A 21,613-nucleotide genomic window follows, 5' to 3' on the forward strand; every position below is an offset into this window, starting at 1 on the left:
GAGTACGGAGCGGAAGATGACCACATCGAACGAGAAGATCGTTCAAGCACTGCGGGCCTCTCTTCAGGAGACCGAGAAGCTGCGCCGGCAGAACCAGAAGCTGACAGCCGAATCCCGGGAGCCCATCGCCATCGTGGCGATGAGCTGCCGCTTCCCCGGCGGTGTCGAATCGCCCGAGCAGCTCTGGCAGCTCCTGGTCGAGGGTCGGGACGCGGTCGGTGACTTCCCCACGGACCGGGGCTGGGACCTGGATGCCCTCTATGACCCCGACCCCGACAACGCCGGCACGTGCTACGTCCGTCATGGAGGCTTCCTCGAAGGCGTCGGTGGTTTCGACGCCGAGTTCTTCGGCATCTCGCCGCGCGAGGCCCTGATGATGGACCCCCAACAGAGGCTCCTTCTGGAGACGGCATGGGAAGCCTTCGAACGGGCCGGGATCGATCCCGCGACCCTGCGCGGTAGCCGGACCGGAGTCTTCGCGGGGACGAACGGACAGGACTACGCCCGCCTCTCCAACTCCCCCGAGGACTTCGACGGCTACCTGGGTACGGGGAACGCAGCCGCAGTCATATCCGGCCGTCTCGCCTACACCTACGGCCTGGAAGGGCCCGCGGTGACCGTGGACACCGCGTGCTCCTCGTCGCTGGTTGCCCTCCACCTGGCCGCGCAGGCGCTACGCAAGGGCGAGTGCGCTTTCGCGCTGGTGAGCGGGGTGACGGTGATGTCCACTCCAGGGGCATTCATGGAGTTCAGCCGCCAGCGCGGGCTTGCCCCGGACGGCCGCTGCAAGCCGTTTGCTGCGGCTGCGGACGGTACGGGTTGGGCCGAGGGCGTGGGGATGCTCCTGGTGGAGCGGCTGTCGGACGCCCGTCGGCTCGGTCATCCGGTCCTCGCTGTGGTGCGGGGGAGTGCGGTGAACCAGGACGGTGCGTCCAACGGTCTCACCGCGCCCAGCGGGCCCGCACAACAGAAGGTCATTCAGCAGGCCCTCACGAATGCGGGTCTATCCGCCGCTGACGTGCAGGCCGTGGAGGCACACGGCACCGGAACCCGACTAGGTGACCCCATCGAGGCCCAGGCACTGCTGGCCACATATGGGCAAGGCCGATCCGAGGACCGTCCGCTGCTCCTCGGGGCACTCAAGTCCAACATCGGTCACACCCAGGCGGCGGCCGGAGTCGCCGGCATCATCAAAATGGTCATGGCCTTACGTCATCAGACCCTGCCCGGCACGCTCCACGTGGATGAGCCGACGCCTCACGCCGACTGGTCCACCGGCAATGTGCGCCTGTTGACTGAGACCACACCTTGGCCCGGCCGTGACGATGAGTTGCGGCGAGCGGGAGTGTCGTCCTTCGGTGTGAGCGGCACCAACGCCCATGTGATTCTGGAGCAGGCTCCGCCGAAAGGCGAACGTGAAGCTGATTCGAATGGGCCGTCCGAACCGATGCCGGTCCTGCTGTGGCAGTTCTCCGCACGCAGCCCCGAAGCCCTGCTCGAACAGGCCAGAAGATTCCTCAGCTACGCGCAGCAGAACCCACAACTCTCGGCGGCGATCCTCGCACACGCCCTCGCGACCACCCGGGCGCTCCTCCCGCACCGGGCTGTGGCGGTAGGACGTGATCTCGAAGAGCTTCTGACGGGTGTCTCGGCGCTGGTCAGCGGAGTGTCATCGCCGAACGCCGTCCAAGGAACGGCCGCCTCGAAGAAGCCTCGTCCTGCGTTTGTGTTTTCGGGGCAGGGGAGTCAGTGGTGGGGTATGGGGCGTGGGTTGTATGAGTCGTTCCCGGTGTTTGCGGATGTGTTTGACGCTGTGTGTGTCGGGTTGGATGGGTTGTTGGGGTGTTCGTTGCGGGAGGTGTTGTTTGAGGGTGATGGGTCGGGGTTGGCTGGTACGGGGTTGACGCAGCCTGCGTTGTTTGTGGTGGAGGTGGCGTTGTGTGGGTTGTTGGAGTCATGGGGTGTGGTGCCGGGTGTGGTGGCGGGTCATTCGGTGGGTGAGTTCGCTGTCGCCTATGTGGCGGGGGTGGTGTCGTTGGAGGATGCGTGCCGCTTGGTGGTGGCTCGTGGCCGGCTGATGGAGGACCTTCCGCCGGGTGGGGTGATGGTCGCCGTTGAAGCCTCCGAAGCCGACGTCCTTCCTCTCCTCACCGGCCTGGAGGACCAGGTCGGGATTGCGGCGGTCAATAGCCCTACCTCGATCGTGCTCTCCGGTGTGGAGGATGCGGTGACCGCGGTCGTGGAACAGCTGGGGGAGCGTCGTTCGAAGGCGCTGACCGTCTCCCATGCTTTCCATTCGCCGTTGATGGATCCGATGCTGGACGCCTTCCGTTCGGTCGCGGAGAGCGTCACCTTCCATGAGCCGAAGCTGCCGATCGTCTCTACCGTCACCGGACGCCCGATCACCGTAGGCGAGATGTCAAACCCTGAGTACTGGGTTCAGCACATCCGCCAACCCGTCCGCTACGCGGATGCTGTCCAGGCTCTGGCCGAGCAGGGCGTGAATGTCTTCCTCGAAGTCGGCCCTGGCGGAGTGTTGAGCGGCTTGACCCAAACCAACCTCGACCAGGCAACCGCCATCCCGACCCTCCGTCCGAACACCGCGGAAGACCTCTCCCTCACCACAGCCCTCGCCCACCTCCATGTCCACGGCACCCCGATCGACTGGCCCACCTTCTACACCGGCCACGGCGCCCAACTCATCGACCTCCCCACCTACCCCTTCCAACACCAGCACTACTGGCTGGAATCGACGGCCTTCTCAGCTCAACGGAGCTCCGCGGCGAACGCCACCCCAGCGGAGGCCGGTTTCTGGGACTCCGTAGAACGAGCTGATCTCGAAGCCTTCGCGCAACGCATAGACGTTCCAGGAGATGCCCCGCTCAGTGCGGTGCTGCCGGCGCTCTCGATGTGGCGGAGCAAGCAGCACGAGCGGTCCACCGTTGACAACTGGCGCTACCGGATCGTCTGGAAGCCCCTGCCCACCGCGTGGACACAGGCGCCACAGGTCGGCCCATGGCTAGTGGTCCTTCCCGAGAGCGCTACGGCGGATCCATGGGTGGACTCCGCACTCAGGTCGCTTCGCGAGGCCGGGGCAAAGGTGCAATTCCTGCCGATCGCATCAGGATCGGGCCGAAAGGAGATTGCCCATCAACTGCGCACAGTCACCGAGAACATCACCGACAATGACGAAGTCCTGATCGGGGTTCTCTCCTTTCTCTCGATCAGCGAGCAACCCAATTCGACGCACCATCAGGTCACCGAGGGTCTCAGCAGCACGCTGGGCCTGGTGCAAGCCCTGGGCGATGTCGATCTGAACGCGCCACTGTGGTGCGTGACCCGGGGCGCCGTTTCGATTGGTGCAGCTGACCCGCTCCGCAGTGTCCACCAGGCTCAGATCTGGGCGCTCGGACGGACCGCCGCACTGGAGCACTCCGCACGATGGGGTGGTCTGGTCGACCTCCCGGACGTGGTCGATGAGCGGACCGGGCGCCGCTTCGTGACCGCACTCGCTCGGGTTGGCGGCGAGGACCAGCTTGCGATCCGCGGCTCGGGAGTCTTCGTACGGCGTTTGAGTCGTGCCCCCCAGAAGCTCAATGGCGCGACATGGCAGCCGACGGGGACCGTTCTTGTCACCGGGGGAACGGGGGCGCTCGGCGCACATGTGGCGCGCTGGCTTGCGGGCACAGGCGCCGAACACTTGGTGTTGACGAGCCGTCGTGGCGCCTTGGCTCCGGGCGCCGATGCCTTGCGGGCAGAGTTGGAGGGGCTCGGCGCACACGTCACCTTCGCAGCCCTTGACATGGCCGACCGTGAGGCGATCGCCCGACTTCTCGATGATCTGCCCACGGACCGGCCGTTGACAGCAGTCGTACACGCGGCCGGCGTCGGTGATCCCGGTCTGATCGCGGACATGACACTCGGTGCATTCTCCGATGTCCTCACGGCCAAAGCCGTGGGCGCGGAGCATCTCGACGAGTTGCTCGGTGAGCGGAAACTCGATGCGTTCGTGATGTTCTCGTCGATCTCGGGTGTCTGGGGTGCGGCAGGACAGGCCGCCTATGCCGTCGCGAATGCCTCACTCGACGCACTCGCCGAGCGCCGCAGGGCACGGGGACTGGTCGGTACGGCCGTGGCCTGGGGTCCCTGGGCGGACGGAGGCATGGTTGCCGATGGGGACGCTGAGAGCCGTCTCCGCAAGCTGGGGCTACCTGCCATCGCCCCGCTGTCGGCCATTGCCGCACTGCGCGGAATCATCGAGCTGGACGAAACCACGCTCGTCGTCGCCGATGTGTCATGGAAACGCTTCCTACCCTCCTTCACGATCCTTCGCCCCAGCCGGTTGTTCGGTGAGGTACCAGAAGCCGCCGCTGTGCTGACCGCATCCGCCGACTCCACGAGGGATGCTTCGACCGGTGCCCCGGTCACGGAGTTGGTACGCCGTCTCGCAGGCATGCCCCGATCGCAACAAGCCACCACCGTGCTCGAACTTGTACGGAGTGATGCGGCAGCGGTCCTCGGGCATCAGAGCCAGGGGGCAGTTGCCGCCGACCGGGCCTTCCGGGAGCTGGGCTTCGACTCGTTGACCGCTGTTGAACTGCGCGACAGGCTTGCCAGGGCAACCGGTCTCAGCTTGCCGGCCACCCTTGTCTTCGACTACCCGAGTCCAGACGTTCTGGCCGCTCACCTCACGACCACACTGACGAACGTACCGACGGTCGATAGCGGCACATCGAGTTCATTGGTGGCGACGCCGTCCGACCTATCTGACGGGGACGACGATCCGATGGTCATCGTGGCCATGAGCTGTCGCTACCCAGGCGGAGTGAGTACCCCCCAAGACCTTTGGAGGATCGTCGCCGACGGCCGGGACGCGATCGGTGACTTCCCCACGGACCGGGGCTGGGACCTGGCTGCGCTCTACGACCCAGACCCCACACGGTCGGGTACGACCTACACCCGACGCGGAGGTTTTCTCCACCAGGTCGGCGACTTCGACCCACTGTTCTTCGGGATTTCGCCGCGTGAGGCGCTGGCGATGGATCCGCAGCAGCGCTTGCTGCTGGAGACGTCGTGGGAGGCGTTCGAACGGGCGGGAATCGATCCCACCGCCATGCGCGGAAGCAGCACGGGCGTCTTCATCGGCTCCGGCTACCAGGACTATGCGGCACGCCTGCTCAGTGTCCCGGCAGATCTGGAAGGCTACATCGGGACGGGCAGCTCGGGCAGTGTGGTCTCGGGCCGGATCGCCTATACCTTCGGTCTCGAAGGGCCGACACTGACGGTGGACACGGCCTGCTCCTCGTCGCTGGTCGCCCTGCATCTGGCGAACCAAGCATTGCGTCGGGGCGAGTGCGGCATGGCTCTCGTGGGTGGTGTCACGGTGATGTCCAGCCCCACTGCCTTTGTGGAGTTCAGTCGTCAGCGTGGGCTGGCCGTCGACGGTCGGTGCAAGGCGTTTGCTGCGGCTGCGGATGGTACGGGCTGGGGTGAAGGCGTCGGAATGCTCCTGGTGGAGCGGTTGTCGGATGCTCGTCGGCTCGGGCATCCGGTACTTGCGGTGGTGCGGGGTTCGGCGGTGAATCAGGATGGTGCGTCAAATGGTCTTACTGCGCCGAATGGTCCTGCGCAGCAGCGGGTGATTCGCCAAGCGCTGGCGAACGCCCGCCTGAGCTCGGCCGACGTCGATGTGGTGGAGGCGCATGGTACAGGTACGTCGTTGGGTGATCCGATCGAGGCGCAGGCGTTGCTGGCGACCTATGGTCAGGATCGCCCGGCGGATCGTCCACTGCTTCTCGGCTCGCTCAAGTCGAACATCGGTCATACGCAGGCGGCTGCGGGTGTGGGTGGTGTGATCAAGATGGTGATGGCGATGCGGCATGGTGTGGTGCCGCGTACGTTGCATGTGGATGAGCCGTCTCCGCATATCGACTGGTCGGCAGGAGCCGTCGTGCTGGCTACCGAGCCGGTGGAATGGGTAGCGGAAGGGCGGCCTCGTCGGGCAGGGGTGTCTTCGTTCGGAGTGAGCGGCACCAACGCCCATGTGATCGTTGAGGAACCTCCGTTGGAACCCTGCACGACGGACAGTGTGCCCACTGACCGCATGGAAAGTGCGGCAGTCGCCGCCATGCCCTTCAAGGGCACGATCCCATGGGCGCTCTCTGGCGCCAGTGCTGACGCTCTCCAGGACCAGGCCAGCCGGCTCCTGGAGCATCTGGCCAGCCATCCGAAGCTTGACCCGAACGATGTAGCACTCTCGTTGAGCACGAGCCGCGCCGCACTGGAGCACCGCGCCGTCGTACTCGGATCCGACCTGCTCGGCTTCCTCCCAGGACTTCGCCGACTGGCGGCGGATGGTGCCGGGGGGCAGCCCCTGGAATCCGTCATTCGAGGCATTGCACCATCACACCAGCCAACTGCGTTTGTGTTTTCGGGGCAGGGGAGTCAGTGGTGGGGTATGGGGCGTGGGTTGTATGAGTTGTTCCCGGTGTTTGCGGATGTGTTTGATGCGGTGTGTGCCGGGTTGGATGGGTTGTTGGGGTGTTCGTTGCGGGAGGTGTTGTTTGAGGGTGATGGGTCGGGGTTGGCTGGTACGGGGTTGACGCAGCCTGCCTTGTTTGTGGTGGAGGTGGCGTTGTGTGGGTTGTTGGGGTCGTGGGGTGTGGTGCCTGGTGTGGTGGCGGGTCATTCGGTGGGTGAGTTTGCTGCGGCGTATGTGGCGGGGGTGGTGTCGTTGGAGGATGCGTGCCGCTTGGTGGTGGCTCGTGGCCGGTTGATGGAGGATCTTCCGTCGGGTGGGGTGATGGTCGCGGTCGAAGCCTCCGAAGCCGACGTCCTCCCCCTCCTGGCCGGCCTGGAGGATCAGGTCGGGCTCGCCGCAATCAATAGCCCCACCTCGATCGTGCTCTCCGGCGTGGAGGATGCGGTCACCACAGTCGTGGAACAGCTAGGGGACCGGCGCTCGAAGGCACTGACCGTCTCCCATGCCTTCCACTCGCCGTTGATGGATCCGATGCTCGACGCCTTCCGTACCGTCGCGGAGAGCATCACCTTCCACGAACCGAAGCTACCGATCGTCTCCACCGTCACCGGACGCCCGATCACCACAGGCGAGATGTCAAACCCCGAGTACTGGGTTCAGCACATCCGCCAACCCGTCCGCTACGCGGATGCGGTCCAGGCTCTCGCTGAGCAGGGGGTGAATGTCTTCCTTGAAGTCGGCCCCGGCGGAGTCCTGACCGGGTTGACCCAAACCAACCTCGACCACGCAACCGCCATCCCCACCCTCCGCCCGAACACCGCGGAAGACCTCTCCCTCACCACAGCCCTCGCCCACCTCCATGTCCACGGCACCCCGATCGACTGGCCCGCTCTCTACACCGGCCGCGGCGCCCAGCTCATCGACCTCCCCACCTACCCCTTCCAACGCGACCGCTACTGGCTCGAAACTCCAGCCAATGTCGGCGATCTCACCGGGGCAGGACTTCGCACGACCGATCACAACCTCCTCGGCGCCGCAGTCCAGTTGGCTGATGGCTCGGGTGTCGTTCTCACCGGACGCCTCGCGGTCTCCGCGCAGCCCTGGCTCGCCGAACACCAGGTCATGGGGACGACGCTGCTTCCGGGTACCGCTCTGGTCGATCTGGCGATCCGTGCTGCTGACCAGGTGGGATGTTCCATCGTCGATGAACTGACCCTCCAGACTCCGCTGGTCGTACCGGCACGGGGAGGCGTTCACCTTCAGGTGACCGTCGCTCGCCCGGAGGACGATGGCCGATGCGCCATTCAGCTGCATTCCAGGCTCGACAGCGCAGAAGACGACCAGCCCTGGGTCGCACATGCCACCGGCGTCCTGGCCATGAACGCCTCCTCCGCATCCGCCAAGAGTCTGGGCACCACTCCTCCTGCCACGAAGACAGACGCTGACACGGTGGACCTGGTCGTCTGGCCGCCGGCCGATGCCGAGCAGGTTCCCGTCGACGGTGTGTATGAGCGGTTGTCCGGTCTTGGGTTTGGTTATGGTCCGTTGTTCCAGGGGTTGCGGGGGGTTTGGCGTCGGGGTTCCGATGTGTTTGCTGAGGTGGCACTGCCTGAGGGGACGGTGGTTGATGGGTTTGGTGTGCATCCGGCGCTGTTGGACTCGGCTCTGCATGCCCTCGGGGTGGCTGGAGTGCTGGAGGACACCGGGCAGGGACGCATTCCCTTCTCGTGGAGCGGGGTACAGCTCACCGCGACCGGCGCCACCCAACTACGAGTCAAAATAACGGCCACACCTGCTCCGGACACGGTGACCCTCTTCGTTGCCGATGGGACCGGCCGACCGGTCGCTACGATCGATTCCCTCGTTCTCCGTCCGATATCGGCCGATCAGTTGCCCACCGGGCAGCAGCTCGAACACCAGGAGACACTGCTCCGACTCGACTGGCCCACACTCGCCCTCACTGCGGACGAATCGCGGACGGGTGCGACTGAGCTGGCAGCGCCGACCGGAGGCGACACCCCCGTCAGGGTGGAGAACCATGGCGAACTCGTGGACCTGCTGACCGGGCTCGCCCCGGGAGAGCTGCCCCCGACGCTCGTGCTCGTCCCCGCACCCCGGTGCGGGGGAGGGACCACGGCGGACAGCGTCCATGAGGTGACCCGTGCCGGCCTTGAACTCCTACGAACCTGGCTCGGCGACGACCGCACCACCGGCTCCACACTCGTCCTTCTCACTCGGGGGGCCGTTGCACCCGAGCCCGGCACCACCGTCGGCGACCTAGCCCAGAGCGCGCTCTGGGGACTCGTACGATCCGCACAGTCGGAGAATCCCGCACGTCTCGTCCTCGTCGATCTTGATGGGCTGGAAGCGTCAGAGCACGCCTTGCCCGCCGCGCTAGCGACCGGAGAGCCCCAGCTCGCTCTGCGGGCCGGTGCCGCGTACGTACCCCGGCTCACCCGACGCACGGCGCACGACGCGCTGCTCCCCGCTCCCGGCGCTCACGCCTGGCGGCTCGCCAGTGGGGGAGCGGGCACTCTCGATGACCTTGCACTCACCGAGAATCCCACCGCCACGGCCCCACTGGAGGAAGGCCAGGTCCGGATCGCAGTCCGTGCCGCGGGTGCCAACTTCCGCGATGCGCTGATCGCCGTGGGCATGTACCCGGGTGGGGCAGCCCTTGGTAGCGAAGCCGCAGGGATCGTGGTGGAGACCGGTCCAGGGGTCACACGGCTCGCACCTGGGGACAGGGTCTTCGGCATGGTGCCGGAGGCATTCGGTCCGTTGGCGGTCACCGACCAACGGATGGTGGCACGGACACCGGAGGGCTGGACCTTCGCCGAAGCGGCGTCGGTGCCCATCGTCTTCCTCACCGCGTACTACGCACTCGTCGATCTGGCCGGACTACGCGCAGGTCAGTCCCTCCTCGTCCATTCGGCCGCAGGTGGCGTGGGCATGGCGGCAACGCAACTCGCCCACCATCTCGGAGCCGACGTCTACGGCACCGCGAGCCCCGGTAAATGGGCACGACTGGAGGCAGCCGGCCTGGACGAACACCATCTCGCCTCCTCCCGGTCCCTGGCCTTCGAGAAGAAGTTCCTCGACACCAGTGGAGGGCGGGGCGTCGACGTCGTACTCAACTCACTCGCAGGTGACTACGTCGATGCTTCGCTGCGTACGCTCGCTGACGGCGGACGATTCCTGGAGATGGGCAAGACGGACGTCCGGGATCCCCAAGTGGTCGCCGCCGAGCACCGCGGCGCCGCATACACCGCCTTCGACACCATCGAAGCCGGCCCCGATCGCATTGCTGCGATGCTGAGCGAACTGGTGGCGCTCTTCGAAGCGGGAACACTGCGGCCACTGCCTCTCACCTGCTGGGATGTACGACACGCACCCGAAGCACTACGACACCTCAGCCAGGCCCGTCACATCGGCAAGCTCGTTCTGACCATTCCCACGGCGCTCGACCCCCACGGCACCGTGTTGATCACGGGTGCCACCGGTGCGCTCGGTGCGCTCGTGGCCGGACATCTGGTGCGCGAACACGGGGCCAAGCATCTCCTCCTCACCAGCAGGCGTGGCCCCGCCGCCACGGGAGCGGTCGAACTGCGGGCCGAACTCCTCGCGGAAGGCGCCGAAACAGTCACCCTGGCCGCCTGTGACGCCGCTGACCGCGACGCGTTGGCACAGCTGCTCGCAGACGTCCCCGCGGAACGCCCCCTCACCGGTGTCATACACGCTGCCGGAGTGCTCGACGATGCACTGATCCAGTCACTCACACCGGACAGGCTGGCGTCGGTACTGCGCCCCAAAGTCGAAGCGGCACTCAATCTGCACGAACTGACCAAGACGATGGACCTGGCGGCCTTCGTTCTCTTCTCCTCCGTCGCTGCGACACTCGGCAGTGCCGGTCAGGGCAACTACGCCGCGGCCAACGCGTTCCTCGATTCGCTCGCCCTCGCCCGCACGGCTGCTGGGCTGCCCTCCGTCGCCATGGCCTGGGGGCCCTGGGCCGACGGCGGCATGGCCGCAGGGATGAACGAAGCGGGGCAGAGCCGCATGGCCCGTTCCGGACTCGTCCCCTTCAAGGCATCCGAGGGGCTCGCCCTCTTCGACGCCGCCCTCGCCGGGGAGAACGCGTTCACCGTCCCGGTGCGATTCGACACCGCAGCGGCTCCCCAGGACAGTGCGGTGCCAGCCGTCCTGCGTGCTCTGGTCCGCCCGGCGGCCCGGCGCACCGCACGGCCGGCCGCGGTGAGTGACTCCGTCGACACCCTGCGGGACCGCCTGGGTGGACTGTCGGAGTCCGAGCAGGAGACCATGCTGCTGGATCTGGTACGCACACAAGTCGCCGGGGTGCTCGGCCTCGGGTCACCTCAGGACATCGACCGAAACCGCGAGTTCAAGCTGCTCGGCTTTGATTCGCTGACCTCGGTGGAACTCCGCAACCGACTCAACGCCGCAACTGGACTCCGACTGCCCGCCACCCTCGTCTTCGACTGCCCCACCCCGGTCACCCTCGCCCAACGGATCCACACCGACCTCGCGCCCGCTCAGAAGCCAAAGGTCTCAGCCCTTGCGATCTTCGGCGAACTCGACCGGTTGGAAGCCGCCCTCGCAGCGGTGGGCGAGGACGACGAACTGATCAGGTCCCGGGTCAGAACCCGACTGCGCAGCGTACTGACCGACTTCAACGACCGCCCTGCACATCAGGGCCGGCCGACCCCGTCAGGCGTTTTGCCCGCTGGCACCGACGGAACCCCGGATGCCCCGGGCGCGGCATCGCCGGCCGGCGAGCAGGCCAGCACCGCGGACGAACGGCTCCAGGCCGCGACCATCGACGACATCTTCACACTTATCGACCAGGAACTCGACGGCTCCTGAGCACCCGAGCAGGCACGGTGCACACCACGCGGCCCGCACCACCGCACCACGTACGACTCACACATCTTGGCGGGTGACCAGACATGCAGAACGAGCAGAAGCTACTCGACTACCTGAAGCGTGTGACGGCAGATCTCCAGCAGACCCGACGCCGACTGCACGAGGCCGAGACCAAGGACCAGGAACCCATCGCCATTGTCGCGATGAGCTGCCGATACCCTGGCCAGGCCAACAGCCCCGAGGAGTTGTGGCGGTTGGTCGCGAGCGGCACCGACGCGGTGACCAACTTTCCCACCGACCGCGGATGGGACCTGGAGGCCCTCTACGACCCCGATCCGACCTCGTCGGGCACCTGCTACACCCGTGAGGGCGGATTCCTGCACGATGCTGCCGAGTTTGACCCTGGGTTCTTCGGTATGTCCCCCAGGGAAGCGCTCGCCACGGATCCCCAACAGAGGCTGCTCCTCGAAACCGTCTGGGAGACCTTCGAACGGGCCGGTGTGGACCCGTCCTCGGTGAAGGGGACCCGAACCGGTGTGTTCGTCGGCCTCGCCTACCAGGGATATGCCGGTAGCGGCGCATCCCTGGAGGAACTGGAGGGGTTCCTCCTCACCGGTACGGCACCCAGTGTGGCGTCCGGTCGTGTCTCGTACGCCTTCGGTCTGGAAGGCCCATCGCTCACCGTTGACACCGCCTGCTCCTCGTCACTGGTCGCCCTTCACCTGGCCGTGCAGGCCCTGCGTCAAGGCGAGTGCTCCATGGCGCTCGCCGGTGGGGCTGCGATCATGGCGAGCACCGGGATGTTCACCGAGTTCAGCCGTCAGCAGGGCCTTGCCGTCGACGGTCGCTGCAAGTCATTTGCTGCGGCTGCGGATGGTACGGGCTGGGGTGAGGGTGTGGGGATGTTGCTGGTGGAGCGGCTGTCGGACGCTCGTCGGCTCGGTCATCCGGTCCTCGCTGTGGTGCGGGGGAGTGCGGTGAACCAGGATGGTGCGTCCAACGGTCTCACCGCGCCCAGTGGGCCCGCACAGCAGCGGGTCATCGAACAGGCCCTGGCCTCAGCCGGTCTGTCGATGGCCGATGTGGATGTGGTGGAGGCCCATGGCACGGGTACGTCGTTGGGTGATCCGATCGAGGCGCAGGCGCTGCTGGCGACCTATGGTCAGGATCGGCCGGCGGATCGTCCGTTGCTGCTTGGTTCACTGAAGTCGAACATTGGTCATACGCAGGCGGCTGCGGGTGTGGGTGGTGTGATCAAGATGGTGGAGGCGATGCGGCATGGTGTGGTGCCGCGTACTTTGCATGTGGATGAGCCGTCACCACACGTCGATTGGACGTCCGGTGCGGTGCGGTTGGTGACCGAGCCCGTCGATTGGCCCGTGACCGGGCGCCCCCGCCGTGCTGCTGTCTCCTCGTTCGGAGTGAGCGGTACCAATGCTCACACCATCATTGAGCAAGCACCTCCGGGCCTCGAAGGCGAGAAGGCAGGGGACTCGACGGACACATCTTCCCTCTCCGCTTCTCTCCCCATCGCCTGGACCCTCTCGGCGCGTTCGACAACGGCTTTGCGGGAGCAGGCGCAACGTCTGCTGACAAGCCTGGCCGAAAGCGGTACTCCGTCGCGTCCGGTGGACATCGCACACTCCCTCGCCACGGCACGAGCAGTCCTGGAACACCGAGCGGTCGTGGTCGGTCATGATCAGCCGGGACTCCTCGCCGGGCTCGAAGCACTGGCCGCGGGCGCCTCCGCTACGCAGGTCATCACCGGCCTCACCGAGCGCGAGAGCAGGACCGCGTTTGTGTTTTCGGGGCAGGGGAGTCAGTGGTGGGGTATGGGGCGTGGGTTGTATGAGTTGTTCCCGGTGTTCGCGGATGTGTTTGATGCGGCGTGTGTTGAGTTGGATGGGTTGTTGGGGTGTTCGTTGCGGGAGGTGTTGTTTGAGGGTGATGGGTCGGGGTTGGCTGGTACGGGGTTGACGCAGCCTGCGTTGTTTGTGGTGGAGGTGGCGTTGTGTGGGTTGTTGGAGTCATGGGGTGTGGTGCCTGGTGTGGTGGCGGGCCATTCGGTGGGGGAGTTTGCTGCGGCGTATGTGGCGGGTGTGGTGTCGTTGGAGGATGCGTGCCGGTTGGTGGCGGCCCGCGGCCGGTTGATGGAGGATCTTCCGTCGGGTGGGGTGATGGTCGCGGTCGAAGCCTCTGAAGCCGATGTCCTCCCCCTCCTGGCCGGCCTGGAGGATCAGGTCGGGATTGCGGCGGTCAATAGCCCCACTTCGATCGTGCTCTCCGGCACGCACGACGCAGTCACCACGGTCGTGGAACAGCTGGGGGAGCGTCGTTCGAAGGCGCTGACCGTCTCCCATGCTTTCCATTCACCGTTGATGGATCCGATGCTGGAAGCGTTCCGTACGGTCGCGGAGAGTGTCACCTTCCACGAGCCGAAGCTGCCGATCGTCTCCACCGTCACCGGACGCCCGATCACCGTAGGCGAGATGTCAAACCCTGAGTACTGGGTTCAGCACATCCGCCAACCCGTCCGCTACGCGGATGCGGTCCAGGCGCTCGCTGAGCAGGGGGTGAATGTCTTCCTTGAGGTGGGCCCCGGAGGCGTCCTGACCGGGTTGACCCAAACCAACCTCGACCACGCAACCGCCATCCCCACCCTCCGCCCGAACACCGCCGAAGACCTCTCCCTCACCACCGCCCTCGCGCACCTCCATGTCCACGGCACCCCGATCGACTGGCCCACCTTCTACACCGGCCGTGGCGCCCAGCTCATCGACCTCCCCACCTACCCCTTCCAACGCCAGCACTACTGGCTCACGGCCAAGAGTCCTCAGTCGGCTCGGTCCACGGATCGAGACCTTGAGTACACAGTGAACTGGAAGCGGTTACCCGATCCCCTCGATGCCGATGCCGATGCCGCTACCGACGTCGAGGGGCACTGGCTTCTCATCTCAACCACCGACGACCCGAGCAGCGTCGAGCACCTTGTGGAGGGCGTACGGGATGCCCTCCTCGCGGGTGGTGCACGCGTCACAGAGCTGACCGTCGACGAAACCTCGGGTCGGGAAGTACTCGCGGTCAGGCTGCGGGACCTACTGGCTGGCGACCCACCCCGCGGGGTGGTTTCGGTACTGGCACTTGATGAACGGCCCGCGGAAATCCTGGGGCCGCTGTCCGTCGGAATGACCGCCACGCTGAACCTCTTCCAGGCACTCGGCGATGCCGAGGTGCAAGCCCCGCTGTGGTGCGTCACACGAGGGGCCGTATCCGCCCTGCCGGACGGTGACCCCGTGACCGCGCCTGCTCAGGCGCAGCTCTGGGGCTTTGGCCGCGCCGCTGCTCTGGAGCACCCGCAACGCTGGGGTGGAGTGGTCGATCTACCTGCGGAGGGTGATGCAGCGGCCCTTGCGCGCTTCGTTCGGCTCCTCGGCTCGGCCGGAGAGGAAGACCAGCTCGCCGTCCGTTCCGGCGGTGTGTTCGGCCGCAGGCTCGGGCGTGCCGCCGACACCGCCCCTCACCTCGATGCGCGTTGGCAGCCCCGGGGCACCGTGCTCATCACCGGAGGCACGGGCGCCCTCGGCGGCACGGTGGCCCGGATGCTCGCCCAACGCGGAGCCGACCACCTGGTTCTCACCAGCCGACGGGGCTCCACCGCGGAGGGCGCGGACGAACTGCGGGCCGAGTTGGAGGCGCACGGCTCCCGAGTGACGATCGCGGCCTGCGATGTGTCGGACCGGGCGGCCCTGGCGCAGCTCATCGGTGACCTCGTCGATGCCGAACATCCCCTGACCGCCGTGGTCCACACGGCCGGGGTGGACACCCCCGCGGCACTGGCCACGACGGACCCGGAGGCATTCGCGGCGGTCCTCGCCGCGAAGAGTGCGGGCGCCGAGCACCTCGATGCACTCCTCGCCGACCATGAGTTGGACGCCTTCGTTCTGTTCTCGTCCATCGCTGGAGTGTGGGGAGCGGGGGGCCAGGCCGCCTACGGCGCCGCCAATGCCCACCTCGACGCACTCGCTTGGGCCCGGCGTGCCCGTGGTCTGACCGCGACAGCCATCGCCTGGGGCCCCTGGGCCGATTTCGGCATGGCAGCCGCGCCCGAGGTCGCCGAGGGGCTTCAGCGGCGGGGACTCCAGCCGCTGGCCGTCACCACCGCCGTCGCGGCACTGGACCGAGCAGTCGGCCGGGGCGTGACCGCGGTAACCGTCGCCGACGTGGACTGGGCGCGATTCGCTCCCACCTTCACCATCGGGCGTCCCAGCCCGCTTCTGAGCGAGCTGCCCGAAGTGCGGGAGGGCATCGCCCCCATCGCCTCCTTCACGGGTGATGACACCACCGACACCGCAGCAGCGCTCCGGAGCGAGTTGGCGCGCAGGACTCCCGATGAGCGCGACCGCACCCTGGTGAACCTCGTACGCGTCGAGGCCGCGGCCGTACTCGGTCATCCTGGTCCGGAAGCCGTCGAACCGGGTCGTGCCTTCCGGGACCTGGGCTTCGACTCGTTGACGGCCGTCGAACTGCGCAACAGGCTGACCAGGGCGACCGGAATCCAGTTGCCCACCACGGTCGTGTTCGACCATCCCTCGGCGATCGACCTCGCCAGTCGACTCCTCGTGGAGCTCCTCGGCTCCGACGAACCCTCCGACTCCGGACCGCACAACCCCCTCACCGATGATGAGCCGATCGCGATCGTCGCCATGAGTTGCCGTTATCCGGGTGGAGTGCGTTCGCCGGAGGAGCTGTGGCAGTTGGTCGACGAGGGTACGGACGCGATGTCGGTGTTCCCGTCGAACCGCGGTTGGGACCTCGAAGCGCTCTACCATCCGGACCCCGACCACCCTGGGACCACCTACGCGAGGGCCGGGGGCTTCCTGTACGACATGGCCGACTTCGACGCGGCGTTCTTCGGCATCTCACCGCGTGAAGCCCTCGCCATGGACCCACAGCAACGGCTACTGCTGGAGATCTCCTGGGAGGCGTTCGAACGGGCCGGCATCCCCGCCCCGGACGTACGGGGCAGTCGCACCGGCGTCTTCATCGGCTCCGGGTACCAGGACTACATCCGGCGCGACATCGCCGTACCGGAGGACGTCGAAGGCCACCTCGGTACCGGCAACGCGGCGAGCGTCGTCTCCGGGCGCATCGCCTACACGTTCGGACTCGAAGGGCCTGCGGTCACCGTCGACACCGCCTGTTCCTCCTCGCTCGTCGCCCTCCACATGGCGGTGCAGTCCTTGCGCCAGGGCGAGTGCGACATGGCGCTGGCCGGTGGGGTGACGGTCATGTCCAGTTCGGGGGCGTTCGTCGAGTTCAGTCGCCAGCGCGCGCTCGCCGCGGACGGCCGTTGCAAGGCGTACTCCGCCGATGCCGACGGAACCGGCTGGGGCGAAGGCGCCGGGATGCTCCTCGTCGAGCGACTCTCCGACGCCCGACGCCACGGTCACCAGGTGCTCGCCCTCGTACGCGGTAGCGCGGTCAACCAGGACGGTGCTTCCAACGGCCTCACCGCGCCGAGCGGCCGTGCTCAGCAGCGGGTCATCCGCCAAGCCCTCACCAGTGCTCGACTCTCCACAGCGGACGTTGACGCGGTCGAGGGCCACGGCACAGGCACTCGTCTCGGTGACCCCATCGAAGCGTCGGCGCTCCTGGCCACCTACGGTCAGGACCGCCCCGCGGACCGTCCGCTGTGGCTGGGCTCGCTCAAGTCCAACATCGGACACACCCAAGCCGCTGCGGGAGCCGGTGGTGTCATCAAGATGGTGCAGGCCCTGCGGCACGGCACCATCCCCATGACCCTGCACGCCCAGACCCCGTCCTCCCAGGTCGACTGGACCGCGGGCGCGGTCCAACTCCTCAACGCTCCCGTCCCCTGGCCCGTGGGGGAACGTCCGCGCCGGGCGGGAGTGTCGTCGTTCGGCATGAGCGGCACCAACGCCCACCTCATCATCGAGGAGGCACCCCGACCGCAGTCCGACGACTGGCCCACGGCCCACCCCACCGATGCCGGGGACCTCGATCACACACCGGATCGAGCGGCCGGGGAATCGACGGCCGCGGTCGTCGACAGTACAGCCGTGCCCCTGATCCTGTCGGCCCGAACGCCGATCGCCTTGGAGGAGCAGGCCCGCGACCTCGCCGTACTCCTCCGCGACCCTGCCGCCGATCCCGCGAAGATGGGCCACGCCCTCGCCACCACCCGTACCCGATTCGACGAACGAGCCGTCGCCGTCGGGAACGACCGGGACGAACTCGTCACCGCGCTGGAGGCACTGGCTGCCGGCGGCTCCCATGAACTCCTGGTGCGCGGATCGGCCGCCGGCGATGCCCAGCCGGTGTTCGTCTTCCCGGGCCAGGGTTCCCAGTGGGCGGGGATGAGCGTCGAACTCCTCGACACCTCGCCCGCCTTCCGGACCTCCATCGCCGCATGTGAACAGGCACTTGAGCCCTTCGTGGACTGGAGCCTGCGGGACGTGTTGCGCCAGACGGAAGACGCTCCCCCTCTGGAGGGCCCGGATGTCGTCCAGCCCGTGCTGTGGGCTGTGATGGTCTCCCTGGCCGAGCTGTGGCGCTCCTGTGGCGTACGGCCCGCTGCCGTCGTCGGGCACTCCCAGGGGGAGATCGCCGCGGCCGTGATCGCCGGCGCGCTGACGCTCTCCGACGGTGCGCGGCTCGTCGCACGCCGCAGTGCCCTCCTGCGTCGGCTGTCAGGCCGAGGCGGCATGGCATCCGTACCCCTGTCCGCGGCCGAGGTCACCGATCGACTGACCCCCTGGGGCGATCGGCTGAGCGTGGCCGCCGTCAACGGGCCGCGTACCGCGGTGGTCTCCGGGGAACCGGAGGCACTCACCGCATTCCTCGAAACCTGCGCAGCCGATGCGATCCCGGCCAAACGCATCACCGTCGATCTGGCATCGCACTGCGCGCAGGTCGAGGCGGTACGCGACGATCTGGCCGCTGAACTCGCCGCACTCGCACCCGTACCGCCCGAGGTGCCCTTCGTCTCTACCGTGACCGGTCAACCACTCGACACCGCTCCGGACGCCGCGTACTGGTACCTCAACCTGCGCCGGACCGTCCGCTTCGAGGAGGCGACCCGTCGTCTGCTCGCCGATGGACATCGGGTCTTCATCGAGATGAGCCCCCATCCGATCCTTGCGTACGGACTCCAGGAAACCGTGGCGGACGCGGCCGTTGACACGGCCCGGTCCCCTGCCGTCGTGCCGACGCTGCGGCGCGGCGACGGAGGCGTCCGTCGTTTCCTCTTCTCACTCGGCGAGGCGCACAGTCACGGTGTACCGGTCGACTGGCGGAGTGTGTTCGGTGACGGCCCCGCCCCCCGTACCGACCTGCCCACCTACTCCTTCCAACGCCAGCGGTACTGGCTCGACGTGGTCGACACGACCGCGGACGGTGCCACGGCAGCCGGTCCCACCGTGGACGGGGCCTTCTGGACAGCCGTGGAACGGCAGGATCTGACGGCACTCACCGACGCCCTCCAACTGGACGTCGACACCACCCTGCGGTCGGCGCTCCCGGCACTGTCCTCCTGGTACCGGGGGCGCAGCGAGGATGCCAGCGTCGACACCTGGCGCTATCGGATCACCTGGCGACCGGTCAGCGACATCGCAAGCCCCGCACTCAACGGCCGCTGGCTCGTGCTCGTCCCCACCACCAGCATCGACGACGCCTCCACCGAACTCGTCCTCAACGCACTCTCCGCACACGGCGCCGAGCCGGTCGTGCTCACGGTGGGCGACGACGTGGACCGTGGCGCGTTGGGCGCTCTGCTCGGCGCGGCAACCGAGGGTGCGCACGGGGTGCTGTCCCTGCTGGCACTCGACGAACGCGACCATCCGAGCCATCCCGGCCTGCCCCTCGGTCTGGCCATGACCCTGCTCCTCGTCCAAGCGCTCGACGATGTGCACCTGGATGCGCCCCTGTGGTGTGCCACCCGAGGAGCGGTGTCAACGGCAGCCACCGATCCCATCACATCCGTGCGCCAAGGCGCGGTCTGGGGACTGGGACGGGTGGCCGCATTGGAACACCCCGGACGCTGGGGCGGACTCATCGATCTGCCCACATCCGTGCGGGTCGCTGACGGGCGCGCCGGGCGTCGACTCGCCGCAGTCCTGGCCGGTGTCACCGGTGAGGACCAGAGCGCGCTGCGTACGGACGGCTGCTACGGCCGGCGCATGGTCCACGCCCCAGGTCGTGACCCCGGGGCCGGCTGGCAACCACGCGGGACGGTCCTCATCACGGGAGGGACCGGGCACATCGGCAGCCAGGTCGCACGCTGGCTGGCGGCGAGCGGAGCCGAGCACCTGGTGCTCGCGTCGCGACGCGGGGAGGCTGCCGCCGGAGCGAGCGCACTGCGCGATGAACTCAGCGCGGCGGGCGTGGGCGTGACCCTGGCGGCATGCGATCTGGCGGACCGTGAAGCGGTCTCCGCACTCGTCGACTCCCTCGAACAACACCCCCCGCTGAGCGCGGTGGTGCATGCCGCAGGGGTGGGCACGCCCGGAATGCTCACCGATACGACACCCGCCGATCTCGCCGCAGTGCTCGCTGCCAAGGCCGTCGGAGCGGCCCATCTCGACGAACTGATCGGGGCACGCGATCTGGACGCCTTCATCCTGTTCTCCTCCGGGGCAGCAGCGTGGGGGAGCGGAGCCCAGGGGGCCTACGCCGCGGCGAACGCCCTGCTGGACACCCTCGCCGAGGACCGTCGTCAACGTGGTCTGACCGCCACCTCCATCGCCTGGGGCGCCTGGGGCGGAGGAGGCATGGTGGATCGTGCGGCCGAAGAACGGTCACGGCTGCGCGGCCTCGATGTGATGCCCCCGGACCTCGGGGTGCTCGCCCTGCGCCGGGCCGTCGAACAGGACGACACCTGTGTGATCGTCGCGGATGTGGACTGGAGCCGGTTCGTGCCCGGGTTCACCTCCGCTCGCCCCAGCCCGCTGATCAGCGCACTACCCGAAGTGGCCCGGCTCCTGGCGCAGGAGGAGGACGACCGGACCTCCGCCTCCGGAACCGCACCGCTCCTGCAACGCACCCTCGGCGACCTGCCGGCCGACGAACACCGCTCGGCCGTCATCGCCTTCGTGCGCTCCGAAGCCGCCGCGGTCCTCGGCCATCCCTCCGCCGACGCCGTCCAGGAACACAGTGTCTTCCTGGAGTTGGGATTCGACTCGCTCACCGCCGTGCGGCTGGGCAAGGCCCTCGGCCGGGCCAGCGGCCTCACCCTCCCCGGCACCTTGGTCTTCGACCACCCCACGCCGGCTGCGGTCGCCACCCGGCTGATCGAACTGCTACCGGACACCACCGGATCCGCGCGCACTGCACCCGTGGACGAGGGCGATGATCTCCTCGTCACCCTCTACCGTCGGGCATCCGAAGAAGGTCGCCTCGCCGAAGCCATCGACATGGTCAAGGCAACCGCCCGACTCCTCCCCTCCTTCGACGAGGCGTCCGCCGCGGCTCACCGACCCGAACCCGTCCAACTCGCCCGCGCCGCCGCGGGCCCCCAACTGGTCTGCCTGGGGCCCTACATGGCGCCCTCCGGTGTACACCAGTACGCGCGATTCGCGGCCTCCTTCGGCGGCAGACGCGGTATCTGGGCACTGCCCGAGCCCGGTTTCGCACCGGGGGAGTCCCTGCCGAGCGATGTGGCCGCACTCGTTGCCGCACACATCGAAACCATCGACCGGCGGGTGGGCGACGCACCGCTCGTCCTCATCGGCTACTCCTCCGGCGGCTGGGTCGCGCACGCGGTGGCCTGCCGACTGGAAGAGCTGGGCAGGCCCGTCGAAGGCATCGTGATGCTCGACAGCTTCACCCGTGCACGAGGTATGGGTGACCGGTTCCAGTCGGCGATCGTGACACGGCAGGCGGAGCGCTTCGACTTCATCTCCGCGCCGGGCAACCAACTCGCCGCGATGGGCGGATATCTCAACCTCTTCCAGGACTGGGAGGCTCCGCAGGTCAAAGCGCCCACGCTCGTGGTGCGTGCGGCCGACTGGATGGCGCAGAACGCCTCGTCCTCCGATGACCGTCCGCCATTCCCGGAGCACGCCAGCACCGTCGTCGAAGTACCCGGCGACCACTACACGCTCATGGAGCGCCATGCCCCGTCGACGGCCGATGCTGTCAGCGCATGGGTCGATACCCTGTGAGACCCACCGTCCACGGCCGTTCGCCCCGGGACACCGGCGCGAGCGGCCTCGATGAGGCAGACCACGA

At 67.6% G+C, this 21,613-nt stretch carries 2 protein-coding genes; both read left to right on the plus strand.

All coding sequences use genetic code 11. The features are described 5' to 3' along the window. Positions 1-16: 16 nt before the first annotated feature. Positions 17-11,365 (plus strand): type I polyketide synthase, encoded by an 11,349-nt coding sequence (locus ACFXJL_RS26880; protein WP_384696517.1) that lies wholly within the window; start codon positions 17-19, stop codon positions 11,363-11,365. An 83-nt stretch (positions 11,366-11,448) separates the two neighbouring features. Continuing rightward, positions 11,449-21,546: a type I polyketide synthase gene (locus tag ACFXJL_RS26885; RefSeq protein WP_384696520.1), complete on the plus strand. Its 10,098-nt coding sequence runs from the start codon at positions 11,449-11,451 to the stop codon at positions 21,544-21,546. The last annotated feature ends 67 nt before the right edge of the window (positions 21,547-21,613 follow it).

The organism is Streptomyces sp. NPDC059256, from assembly GCF_042753785.1.
Lineage (GTDB): Bacteria > Actinomycetota > Actinomycetes > Streptomycetales > Streptomycetaceae > Streptomyces.